This is a genomic window from Rhodoferax sp. AJA081-3 (genome assembly GCF_017798165.1).
In the GTDB taxonomy this organism is placed as follows: domain Bacteria; phylum Pseudomonadota; class Gammaproteobacteria; order Burkholderiales; family Burkholderiaceae_C; genus Allorhodoferax.
Genome location: NZ_CP059068.1, coordinates 2,215,208 through 2,227,519, shown reverse-complemented (window position 1 = coordinate 2,227,519; position 12,312 = coordinate 2,215,208). Strand labels below are relative to the sequence as shown.

General features: G+C 60.6%; 8 protein-coding genes. 7 read left to right on the top strand and 1 reads right to left on the bottom strand.

Annotated features, from left to right (window positions below):
- The first annotated feature begins 46 nt into the window (after positions 1-46).
- Positions 47-253: a hypothetical protein gene (locus HZ993_RS10370; RefSeq protein WP_209397690.1), complete on the top strand. Its 207-nt coding sequence runs from the start codon at positions 47-49 to the stop codon at positions 251-253.
- An 88-nt stretch (positions 254-341) separates the two neighbouring features.
- Positions 342-818, top strand: coding sequence for a hypothetical protein (locus HZ993_RS10365; protein ID WP_209397688.1), 477 nt, complete (start codon positions 342-344; stop codon positions 816-818).
- 99 nt (positions 819-917) lie between these two features.
- On the opposite strand, the gene HZ993_RS10360 is transcribed toward HZ993_RS10365, so the two are convergent.
- Entirely contained in the window at positions 918-2,030 is a 1,113-nt protein-coding gene (locus HZ993_RS10360) for an ABC transporter substrate-binding protein (RefSeq protein ID WP_209397686.1), read from the bottom strand.
- A 271-nt stretch (positions 2,031-2,301) separates the two neighbouring features.
- On the opposite strand from HZ993_RS10360, the gene HZ993_RS10355 reads away from it, so the two are divergent.
- From HZ993_RS10355 to HZ993_RS10335, 5 genes are all read left to right on the top strand, one after another.
- Positions 2,302-8,754 (top strand): excinuclease ABC subunit UvrA, encoded by a 6,453-nt coding sequence (locus HZ993_RS10355; protein WP_209397684.1) that lies wholly within the window; start codon positions 2,302-2,304, stop codon positions 8,752-8,754.
- 85 nt (positions 8,755-8,839) lie between these two features.
- Positions 8,840-9,190, top strand: a complete 351-nt coding sequence (locus HZ993_RS10350) for a nucleotide pyrophosphohydrolase (RefSeq protein WP_209397682.1) — start codon at positions 8,840-8,842, stop codon at positions 9,188-9,190.
- 53 nt (positions 9,191-9,243) lie between these two features.
- A complete protein-coding gene (locus HZ993_RS10345) occupies positions 9,244-10,974 on the top strand; it encodes a DEAD/DEAH box helicase family protein (RefSeq protein ID WP_209397680.1) in 1,731 nt (576 codons plus the stop codon).
- The gene (locus HZ993_RS10340) at positions 10,971-11,357 is read left to right on the top strand and encodes a restriction endonuclease subunit S (protein ID WP_245213903.1); all 387 of its coding nucleotides are present in this window, start codon (positions 10,971-10,973) and stop codon (positions 11,355-11,357) included. The genes HZ993_RS10345 and HZ993_RS10340 overlap by 4 nt, the downstream gene beginning before the upstream one ends.
- Positions 11,354-12,265, top strand: coding sequence for a hypothetical protein (locus HZ993_RS10335; protein ID WP_209397676.1), 912 nt, complete (start codon positions 11,354-11,356; stop codon positions 12,263-12,265). The genes HZ993_RS10340 and HZ993_RS10335 overlap by 4 nt, the downstream gene beginning before the upstream one ends.
- Positions 12,266-12,312: the final 47 nt, after the last annotated feature.

The window sequence follows — 12,312 nt, the reverse complement described above, 5'->3', positions numbered from 1 at the left end:
ACCCCGGTCCGCTTTTGGCCCGGGGTCATTTTTTTAGGAGAAGAGTATGTGGAAAATTGCACTGGGTTTTGCAGTGTTTGCCGGTTTGGCGCTGTTCATTCTGAGCAAGGGCGGCGACATCGACATGGGTGGTGAAAAACATGGCGCCGATGCCCTGCATGCACCGGAAGCCGCTGCTTCCGCGCCGGTGGCCGCACCTGCTGCGTTGGTGGCCTCTGCTGCCTCTGCCCCGGTATCGACCCCCAAACCCTGAAGTTCTTTTTTTGGTGCTTATCGGCGCTGATGTGCTCAGGCCGGGTGCTGGTCTTGCCAGGCGGCCACCCCCAAGCTAGGATGACTGGATGAAACTTATAAAAACGGAGGCCGGACAGCAGGCGTTCAAATCACGGTTGCCAGTGTTTTCGGCGCGCCAGCGCACGGCCTTCATCATGTTTGATGGCCAGAAGTCGGTACAGCAGGTGTTGGCGGCCGCAGCCAGCCTGGGCTTGACCGCAGAAGACGTGGAGCACATGGTGGCGCACGGAATGCTGGCCCCGGCGCCTGGCGAGTCGGTGTTGGCCCTGGAGCAGGCGGCCCAGAACCTGGCGGTGCAGGCGGCGGACGACGCATTCAAGGCTCGCTCACCCCAAGAGCGCTACACCGAGGCCAAGCCCCTGGCCACCAAACTCACCGCCGCTCTGGGCCTTCGGGGTTTTCGTTTGAACCTGGCCGTGGAGTCGGCCGGTGGTTATGACGAATTGCTGACCCTGCTGCCCAAGATACGTGACGCAGCCGGTGCCAAAGCCTGTGAAGAGCTGGAGCGCGTGCTGACGCAGTAAGCTGCGGAGGCAAAAAATCCGCGCCGGGCCGCCCCAAGCGGATTTAGCCCCCTCGGGGGGCAGCGACCCGCACAGCGGCGGAGCGTGGGGGCCACATCATTACCGCATAAATTTACCGTCTGATCCAATGATGGACAGGTCGGCAAAGTCCAGGCCACTGTGGTCGTTGGCGCTGTAACTCACGTCCAGGCCACCCAGGTCAAACTTATGCATGGATTCCAGCGCATCGCGCAGACCACTGGGCGTGGGCTTGGGGCCTGCCCGGCGCAGGCCTTCGACCAGCACCTTGGCGGCGGCAAATCCTTCAATCATGGCGGGCGACACGCCGCTCAAGCCCTTGGTCTTGGCCAGTTCCTGGGCCTCTTTGATCAGCCGGTAGTTCACCGCACGTTCGTTGGGGAAGACCTGGGTCACGATCACGCCTCGGGCATGCTCGCCCAGCGCCTTGATGAAACCTTCGGACGCATTGTTGGACAGGGTCACCACCTGCAGGGTCTGGCCTGACTCGCGCAGGGCTTTGACGCCACTGGCCACATTGTTGGATGAACCGATATAGAGCACGGCCTGCGCATCGCTGGCCTTGACCTTGCTGGCCAGCTCGGCCAGGTCCGGTTTTTCGCGGGGAAATTTTTGCAGCAAGGCTGGCTTGAGGCCGGTTGCGGCAAAGCCTTTTTCTGCCCCCAGTGCCGCGTCAGCGCCGAAGGAGTCGTCGGTTTGCAGTACCGCAATGCGACTTACGCCCAGGCTGGCGAGGTGGTGAATGGCCTTGATGGCCTCGCGCTGGTAGGTGGCGCGCACATTGAAGACCCAGGGGTTGACCGGGTCATGCAGGACCATGGCGCCGGTGCTGGGGGCGACCAGTGGCACCCGCAGTTCGGCAAGTATGGGCAGCAGGGCTTGTGAGTGGGGTGTGCCGCGGTTCAGGAACAGGGCCAGTACGTTCTTTTCGGTGATCAGGGCACGGCCCACCTTGGCTGTGGTGGCGGGGTCAAACTTGTCGTCCACGGTGACCAGTTCGATTTGCTGGCCGTGTACGCCACCCTGCCGGTTGACCGCGTCGATATAGAGCTTGGCCCCCTCGGTGTTCTCCTTGACGCCGGCCGCCGCCGAGCCGGTGAATCCCGAGGGCTGGCCTATGCGCAACTGGGCGTGTGCGCTGGTCACGAGCGCGGTCAGCAGCGCCGCGCTCCACAGGGTGTGGGCAATCTTCATGGCATGTCTCCTGGCTTTGTTGTGTGGTGATTGTCCAAAGCGTATCTCTAGCACGCCAGTTGTGGACTTCCACATCCGGGTTTGCCCTTGTGTGTATGTTGCCCCCACGCTCCGCCGCTGCGCGGGTCGCTGCCCCCCGAGGGGGCTAATTTTCCTTGGGGCGGCCCTGCGAAAAATTGTTGCCCCCACGCTCAAGGTGTAAGTCCTTGCGGCAAAGCGTGGTGGAGTAAGTCCCTAGAATGATTGGCCTCATCCAGAAAGACACCGCCACATGACCCAGGGAACCATCCGCATCCGCGGCGCGCGCCAGCACAATCTGAAGAACATTGATCTGGATATCCGCACGGGTGAGTTGACCGTGGTCACCGGCCCCAGCGGCTCGGGCAAATCCAGCCTGGTGTTCGACACCTTGTATGCCGAAGGCCAGCGCCGCTATGTAGAAACCTTCAGTGCCTACGCCCGCCAGTTTCTGGACCGCATGGACAAACCGGCGGTAGACAAGGTGGAGGGGGTGCCCCCCGCGATTGCCATCGACCAGACCAACCCCGTGCGCTCCAGCCGCTCCACCGTGGGCACGATGACGGAGCTGAACGACCACGTCAAACTGCTTTACTCCCGCGCGGCCCAGCTGTTCGACAAGCAAACCGCACTGCCGGTGCAGCACGACACACCCGAGACCATCTACGCCGAACTGGTGCGCCGCGCCGCAACACTCGCCGACCCCCGGCTGGTGTTGACCTTCCCCGTCGAATTGCCGGCCAGCACCACGGCCGAAGAACTGACCCAATGGTTGTCCGCCAGCGGCTTTACCCGCATCCACGCTGAGCGTGAAGTGGAGGTGGCGGAAACGGGGTCAGATCCCGATTCAGGAAAGAAAACAAAACGGAGCGCGAAGCCTGGTACGAAATCGGGCTCTGACCCCGTTTCCGACTCTCGCCGGAGAAAAGTCCTAGACGTAGTAGCCGACCGCTTCCGCATCACCAGCGTAGATAAAGCACGTGTGCTGGAGGCCATCGAAGTAGCCCTCAAACGCGGCAGCGGTCGCCTGAACGTCTATGTGCTAAATGAGGCTGTGGCCCCCGTGGAATCTGGTGATACCACTACGAATTCCATAGCAAATGCAGAGCCTGTCGTGTGGCGCTTCTCCACCGGCCTGCACTGTCCGCAAAGTGATATCCGCTACACGGACCCGATTGCGTCCATGTTTTCATTCAACTCGGCAGTCGGCGCGTGCGAAGCCTGCCGTGGCTTCGGGCGGGTTGTCGGCGTCGACCTGGGCCTGGTCATCCCCAATGACAAACTCACGCTGCGTGCCGGTGCCGTCAAGCCCATGCAGACGCCCGCCTGGCAGGAGTGCCAGGACGACCTGATGCGCCATGCCGAGGCGGCCGGCATACCGCGCGACACGCCCTGGTACAAGCTGACGCCCGAACAACAAGGCTGGGTCATCAACGGCTCACCCAACTGGAACGGCAAGTGGAACCAGCACTGGTTTGGCATCAACCGTTTCTTCGCCTACCTGGAGACCAAGGCCTACAAGATGCACATCCGTGTGCTGCTGTCCAAGTACCGCAGCTACACGCCCTGTGGCACCTGTGGTGGGGCGCGGCTCAAGACCGAGAGTCTGTTGTGGCGTATTGGAACCAAGGCACAGGCGAATGCTGTGTTGTTGCCCTCCAAGCGGTTTATGCCGCAAGGGGTTTCGTGGTCGCGTGCGCAGTTGGAAGCGTTGCCGGGCTTGTGTTTGCATGATTTGATGTTGCTGCCTATCGACAAGTTGAGGCGCTTCTTCGATTCGCTGCAAGCTGTGCTGGGCGAAGCGGGGTTGCCGGGCTCCTCATACGGCGAGCCCAAATCGTCGCCCGGCAACCTCACTCCGCCCAGCACAGCCGTGTCTCCGGCGGAGGGCGGCAAGTCCTTTGGTGCGGCGGTGCATTCGGATGTTCTGCATTCTTCCATCGAGTACGAAGCTGGGGCTGGGGGTTTGGCGGGCAACGATTTGTGCTCGCACCATGAGGCGCCCGCCATACCCCCAGTCCCAGCCACCTCAGAGGCCGAAGCCAAAACGCTAAAACTGCTGCTGGAAGAAGTCTGCACCAGACTCAAGTACCTGTGCGACGTAGGCATAGGCTACCTCACGTTAGACCGCCAAAGCCGAACCCTCAGCGGCGGCGAAGTCCAACGCATCAACCTGACCACCGCGCTGGGCACTTCCCTGGTCAACACACTCTTCGTACTAGACGAACCCAGCATAGGCCTGCACCCCCGCGACATGCACCGCATCATCGTGGCCATGCAGCGCCTGCGCGATGCGGGCAACACGCTGGTGGTGGTGGAGCATGACCCGGCCGTCATGCTCGCCGCAGACCGCATGATCGACATGGGCCCTGGCCCTGGTGAGAAGGGCGGTCAAATCGTGTTTGACGGCAGCACCGAAGCACTCAAGGGCGCCGACACCCTAACTGGTGCCTACCTGGGTGGCCGCAAACAGGTGGGCATGGGCTTCAAGCGCATGGTGGCCGAGAACACCCCCCGCCTGATTCTGGAAGGAGTGACCGAGCACAACCTCAAGAGCATCTCGGTCGACATTCCGCTGCAGCGTCTGGTGTGTGTCACCGGCGTCAGCGGCTCGGGCAAGTCCACGCTGATACAGGACGTGCTGGCCCCCGCCTTGCTGCGCCACTTCGGCAAGGCCACTGAAACGCCGGGCGCGCATGCACGCCTGCTGGGTGCCGAGCAGTTGAGCGAGGTGGTGTTTGTGGACCAATCGCCCATTGGCAAAACCGCACGCTCCAACCCGGTGAGTTATGTCGGCGCGTGGGATGCGATCCGCGAACTGTTTGCTGGTGCCGATCTGTCGCGCGAGCGCGGCTACACGGCCAGCAAGTTCAGCTTCAACGGGGGCGACGGGCGTTGCCCCACCTGCGGTGGCTCGGGTTTTGAACACATCGAGATGCAGTTTTTGAGCGACGTATACCTGCGTTGCCCGGACTGTGATGGCAAACGTTACCGGCCCGAGATTCTGGAGGTGACGATTGAGCGCAAGGGCAAACGCGTCAATGTGTCGGATGTGCTGGACCTGACCGTCACCGAATCCGCTGACCTGTTTTCCAACGACCGCGACGTCATTCGTGCGCTGCAGCCCATTGTGGATGTGGGGCTGGAGTATGTGAAGCTGGGGCAGCCTGTGCCTACCTTGTCAGGCGGCGAGGCGCAGCGGTTGAAGCTGGCCGGCTTTCTGGCTGAGGCCGCCAAGAGCAGCACCGCTAGTCGCCAAGCAGTGGCGAAGCGCGGCACGCTGTTCATGCTGGACGAGCCGACCACGGGTCTGCACTTTGATGACATCGCCAAGCTGATGCGTGCGCTGCGCAAGTTGCTGGATGCGGGGCATTCGCTACTGGTAATTGAGCACAATTTGGACGTGATCCGCGCTTCGGATTGGCTCATCGATCTGGGGCCGGAAGGTGGTGATGCCGGCGGTGAGGTCGTGGCCTATGGAACGCCCGAAGATTTATTGCTACACGCCACGTCACACACCGGCATGGCCTTGCGTGAGTACGCGGCCGCAATGGGTGTTGTGCATGTGGTGACGGAGCCTAGTGCGAAGTATTTGGCTCTCGCTGCCGGGGACGGGGTCACGCCGGGCTCCTCATACGGCAAGCCCAAATCGTCGCCCGGCGTAACCCCATCCCCGGCGGATAACAGCATTCGTATCGTCAATGCTAAGGAACACAACCTTAAGTCGCTATCGGTGGATATTCCGCGGGGCAAGTTCAATGTCGTTACCGGGGTTTCTGGTTCTGGCAAATCCACGTTGGCGTTCGACATTCTCTTTAACGAAGGCCAACGCCGCTATCTGGAATCGCTGAACGCTTATGCCCGCAGCATCGTTCAACCGGCAGGCCGGCCTGAAGTGGATGCGGTCTACGGCATTCCGCCTACTGTCGCCATTGAGCAGCGCCTGTCACGCGGGGGTCGCAAGTCCACTGTGGGCACGACAACCGAGGTCTGGCATTTCTTGCGTTTGCTGTACGTCAAACTGGGCACGCAGCACTGCATACACGATGGCGCGGCGGTGGAGCCGCAGTCGGCAGACAGCATTGCGGCGCAGCTGTTGAAGAACTTCCGGGGGCAGCACATAGGCCTGTTGGCACCCCTGGTGTCTGGCCGCAAGGGTGTGTACACCGAGCTGGCAGACTGGGCGCGGCCGCGTGGGTTCACGCATCTGCGGGTGGATGGCAACTTCTTGCCCACCACCAACTTCCCCCGCATCGACCGGTTCAAGGAACACAACATCGAGCTGCCGGTTGCCAGCCTGGACGTGAACCCGGCGCAAGAAGCGCAACTGCGCGAGGCGCTGGCCATGGCCCTGGTGCATGGCAAGGGTGTGGTGCATGTGTTGTCGGGCATGGATGGCCTGAAAGAAGCCATGTTGGCGGGTACTCCCGCGGCCGGCATAGGCCAGGTGCAGGTGTTCTCCACTAAGCGCGCCTGCCCGGTGTGTTCTACCTCGTATGTGGAGCTGGACCCACGACTCTTCAGCTACAACAGCAAACACGGCTGGTGCCCGGATTGTGTGGGCACCGGCGTGGCGCTGACCAAAGACCAGCGTAAGGTGTTTGACGATTCGGTGAAGGACGACGACAACAAGGGCCGCGAGCAGACCTTTGCCGAAGCCGATATCGAAGACCTGCACGATTCCACCTGCCTTACCTGCCAGGGCACACGGCTAAACGCCACCGCCCGGGCCGTGCAGTTCAACGCCGTGAGCATTACCGACATTGCACGTTTGAGTGTGACCGATGTGCGCAAATGGGTGCAGACCCTGCAGGTACTGGGCGGCATGACCAAGCGCGAGGGTGACATTGCGCGCGACCTGGTGCCAGAGATCAAGAGCCGTCTCGAGTTTTTGGAAGAGGTGGGCCTGGGCTACCTGACGTTGGACCGTGGAGCCCCCACGCTCAGCGGTGGCGAGGCGCAGCGCATCCGTTTGGCCGCGCAACTGGGCAGCAATTTGCAAGGTGTGTGTTACGTGCTGGACGAGCCAACGATTGGCCTGCATGCGCGGGACAACAAGATTCTGCTGGGGGCCTTGCGATCGCTCAGCGACAAGGGCAATACGCTGGTGGTGGTGGAGCATGACGAGGACACCATTCGCCATGCGGACCACATCATCGACATTGGGCCCAGTGCGGGTAAGCGGGGAGGGCGACTCGTTGCGGAAGGGTCTGTTGCGGATGTGCAGGCGGCTGGGGAGTCGCAGACAGGGCGGTATTTGCTGCACGCGATGAAGCATCCTTTCATGGTGCGTCGCGGTGTTGTTTCGTATGCGGAGTCGTTGGCGCTCGCTGCGGCCGAAGCCGGTACGCCGGGCTCCTCATACGGCAAGCCCAAATCGTCGCCCGGCGCACCGGCTCCGGCCGCGGGTGCGGGGAGCGCGAACGGACCCAAGCCGTTGAAAGGCAAAGCCTTGAAGGCAGCGCTGATTGCCGCGTCCCGCGTGTCGTCCAGCGTGGAAGCCAACGCGGAGCTGGCAGAACGTGCGCGCGTGTCAGCCCAGTACGCAGCAGCGGGGGCGGCCAGGGCGGGTGACGACATCAGCTACGCGTCGGGGGATCCCGCCCTGGCTGCCCCCGCTGCGGGCTCAGCCAAACACGAGCCCATTGACTGGATAACAGTCAAAGGCGCCAACCTCCACAACCTGCAAAACGTCACCGCCCACATCCCCCTCAAACGCCTGGTCGCAGTGACCGGCGTATCAGGCTCCGGCAAATCAACCCTTGCACGCGACGTGCTGCTAACCAACGTACAAGTCGCCGTCCAAAAACGCAGCACCAAAGCGGGCAGAGACGCATTAGAGGCAGGCGAAAAAATCCAATGGACCGGCTGCGAGGGCGTCACCGGCTTCGAGACCATCGACCGCGTGCTGGAAGTGGACCAGACCCCCATCGGCAAAACCCCACGCAGCTGCCCCGCCACCTACATCGGCTTTTGGGACACCATCCGCAAACTCTTTGCCGACACACTGGAAGCCAAGGCGCGCGGCTACGCGGCCAATCGCTTCAGCTTCAACACCGGCGAAGGCCGCTGCCCGGGCTGCGAAGGCCAAGGCATCCGCACCATCGGCATGAGCTTCTTGCCCGATGTGAAAGTGCTGTGCGAAACCTGCAAGGGTGCGCGCTTCAACCCCGAGACCCAGGCTGTCACCTGGCGCGGCAAAAACATTGGCGATGTGCTGCAGATGGAAGTGGATGAAGCGGTGGACTTCTTCGCCGCCATGCCCAGCATCGCCCACCCGCTACAACTGCTGAAGGACGTGGGCCTGGGCTACCTGACGCTGGGCCAGCCGTCACCCACACTCAGCGGCGGCGAGGCGCAGCGCATCAAGCTGGTGACCGAGCTTTCCAAAGTGCGCGACGATATAGGCAAGCGTGGTAACAAGGCGCCGCACACCCTGTACGTGCTGGATGAACCCACGGTGGGCCTGCACATGGCGGACGTGGAAAAGTTGATCCAGGTGCTGCACCGGTTGGTGAATGCTGGCCACAGCGTGGTTGTCATCGAGCACGATCTGGATGTGATTGCTGAGGCCGACTGGGTGATTGACCTGGGGCCGGACGGCGGCAACGCCGGTGGCCAAGTGGTGGCTGCGGCTACACCGGAGGCAGTGGTCCAGCTGGGTACACACACCGGTGTGGCACTGGCCGCAGTGCTGGCGCGTTAGGGACGTGATGAATACTATCAAATCAATAGCGTATTCGTTATATTTCACGGGGGCTAGAGCATGATTTCACCTAAAGGACTTTGCAATGGATAGCCCCCTACAGCCCCTGGTGGATGCCCTGCGCGTGTTTGCCGCAGCACGTGACTGGGAGCAGTTTCACACGCCCAAGAATCTGGCTTGTGCGCTGTCGGTAGAGTCCGCGGAATTGCTGGAGCACTTCCAGTGGCTGACCGAAGCCCAGAGCCAGGCGCTGTCGCCCGACAAGAAGGACGAAGTGGCGGCCGAGGCGGCAGATGTGTTCCTCTACCTGCTGCAACTGTGCGACAAGCTGGGCATCGATTTGGTGGCTGCCGCCCAAGCCAAGATGCTGGTCAATGCGCAGAAGTACCCGGTGGATGCGGCGCGAGGCACAGCGACCAAATACACAGAGCTGTAGAAAGGCGCTTACGGCGCAAAGGCGTCCCCTAGAATGACCACCAAGGGGGAGACATGACGCCAGAGCAGAAAGCCAGAGTCAGCATCGACGCACTGCTAGTTGCAGCCGGTTGGCACGTCTGCAATGTGGCCGACGCCAACATCCATGCTGCTACCGGCGTAGCCATTCGCGAATTTCCCCTCAACTCCGGCTTTGGCTTCGCTGACTATCTGCTCTATGTAAACGGCAAAGCCTGCGGCGTGATCGAGGCTAAGAAAGAAGGCGCAACGCTAACGGGCGTAGAGATGCAAAGCAGCCGCTACGCCCAGGGCCTGCCCACCACCTTGCCAGCCTGGCGCCGCCCACTGCCCTTTGTGTGGGAAAGCACCGGAATCGAGACCCACTTCACCAACGGCCTGGACCCCGAGCCTCGTGCCAGAGCAGTGTTCGCCTACTTCCGCCCCGAGCTGCTGGTGCAGTGGCTGGCCTATTTGCAGGCAGCGGCGGCATCCAACACAGCGCAGGAAGCCGCAGGCACCTTCCTCACCCGCATGTGTTCCATGCCCGAGCTCGTCACCGAGTGGGGCAGCGGCGGCGCGCACTATTCCCTGTGGCCCGCCCAAATCAGCGCCATCACCAACCTGGAGAAAAGCCTCGCCGCCAACAAGCCCAAGGCCTTGATCCAGATGGCCACCGGCAGCGGCAAGACGTTCACCAGCATCGGCTTCATCTACCGCCTGATCAAGTTCGGCGGCGCGCGCCGGGTGCTCTTCTTGGTAGACCGGGGCAACCTGGCCCGCCAGACCAAGAAAGAGTTTGACGCCTACGCATCGCCCTACAACAACTACAAGTTTGGCGAGGAATACATCGTCCAGCACCTGCAGGGCAACCAGCTCGACACCAGCGCCCGCGTGGTCATTTGCACCATCCAGCGCATGTTCAGCATGCTCAAGGGGCGCGAGCTGGCTGAGGAGGCCGACGAAGAATCCACCGAGAAGATTGAGACCCTCTTCAAAGACGCCGAGCCCATTGGCTACAACCCGGCCATTCCCATTGAGAGCTTTGACATTGTGGTCACCGACGAGGCCCACCGCAGCATCTACAACCTGTGGCGCCAGGTGCTGGAATACTTTGACGCGTATCTGATCGGCCTGACCGCCACACCCAACAAGCAAACCTTTGGCTTCTTCAACCAATACCTGGTCATGGAATACGGCCACGCCCAGGCCGTGGCCGATGCCGTAGGCCTGCGCCGCGTGCCAAGTGCGTACCTGGAAGAGCAACTGATTCCATTGCCCGACATTGGGCGGCAACGTGAAATCGTCGCCGAACTCGAAAAGCAGTTCTCCCGCCTCGACGAAGCCGTCGCCAACCTCCTGCGCGTCAAAGCCAACCTCAAACGCTACAAAGCCTCCGTCCTCAAAGCCGCCGTCGAAGGTCGCCTCGTAGAAACCGAATCCGCCCAGGCCCGCCGCGAAGGGCGCACCTATGAAACCGGTGAACAGCTTTTGCAGCGGATTGTTGGAAGTGAGGAGATCAGAACCAATACGAGCAAGTCGTCTAAGTCAAGTGAACAGGGTGATTGCCCGGAGGGTTGGGCTAGGACTTCAATTGGTCGAATTTCTGAGTTCTCCTTTTATGGACCTCGATTCTCTAGCGATGCGTATTCCGATAAGGGCGTTTTGTTTTGCGCACGACGGATATCGATGAATCAGGCCGAGTCGACACCAGTACGGCCCCGAGAATTGATCTCGCTGCCAAGGACCTGTCGAAGTACCGTGTTGCTCCCGGTGACTTGCTTGTGACACGTACTGGTAGTTTAGGAAGAGTTGCGCTTTTTGAGGACAAGGTCGATGCCATCCCGGGAGCCTATTTGATTCAAATTCGACTGCGCCTTGATGAGCATTCAAGAAAGTTTTTGCTGATGTTTCTTCAGAGTCCAGAAGGGCAGGCGAGGCTTACCGGTGGTGGCGCCGGTGTAGGGCGCCAAAAGTTGAATGCTCCGACCATTGCTGTGATAGCTTTTGGATTGCCTCCACGAGCAGAGCAAGCCCGTATTGTTGCCGAAGTCGACCGCCACCTGTCCATCATCCGTGAAGTTGAAGCCGATGTCGACGCTAACCTCAAGCGTGCGCAGGCGCTGCGGCAGGCGACGCTCGCCCGTGCATTTTTGGAGGGCGTGAAATGAGTGAAAGCCTACCTTCGCACTTCATTGATCTGGTGCGGGCTGCGCTCTTAAAGTCATTCTGGAGGAAGCCAACACTGCGGCAGTTTTTATTACGTCATAGGGTCAAGGAGTCTTTTCTGGCGACCTGGACATCTGACGAGACTAAGCGGGATGTTCTTGATCGTTTGTTCCCCAAGCTTGAGAAGACTGAAGAGGGCCGGCAGGTTATCAAGCAGATGGCGGTATCCCTTTCCGAACAGATTGCATTTCCTGACCTGAAAGGATGGGAGGACGAAGCTCTCAAAGTAAGGGATGCGACTGAAGCTGTCGCCAATCTTAAAAAATACGTAAGTGTTGTCCGTGATGAGGAGGCGATGGAGCGGGGTAGGCAATCGCGGCGTGAAGCTGCACAGCAGGAGCGCCGAGCGAATGCGACCAAAGCTGCTTCGATTGAGTCGCTTGCGAAAGAGTTGGAGGACCTTGTGCCCGTCCAAGGAACTCAAGACGGAGGCTACAAATTCCAAGACTGGTTCTTCAAGGTAGTTGATTTCTTTGAAGTCGAATGCCGCAGGCCATATGTGAGTGGTGGCCGTCAGATTGATGGAACCGTCACTATTGAAGGCACTACATATCTTGTAGAACTGAAGTTCACAGCCTCGCAATCTGATGCGACTGATATCGATAGCTTGCTTGCCAAGTTGGGGAATGTCGCGGATAACACAATGGGTCTAATGGTGTCGATGAGCGGGTACAGCTCTGTCGCAATCACACAAGCGTCCGGTAAGAAGACGCCGCTGATTCTTTTGGACGCATCACACGTCATGGCGTTGTTTTACAGCGGATGGAAACTGGGTGAGCTGATCGCCCGCCTGCGTCGACATGTCTCGCAGACTGGCGAGGCAATTCTAGAGGTGGGTCGTCTACAGTAGTGATGACCTATTTGGCTGCCATTCACTGCGGAGTGTCAGGCTCAAGC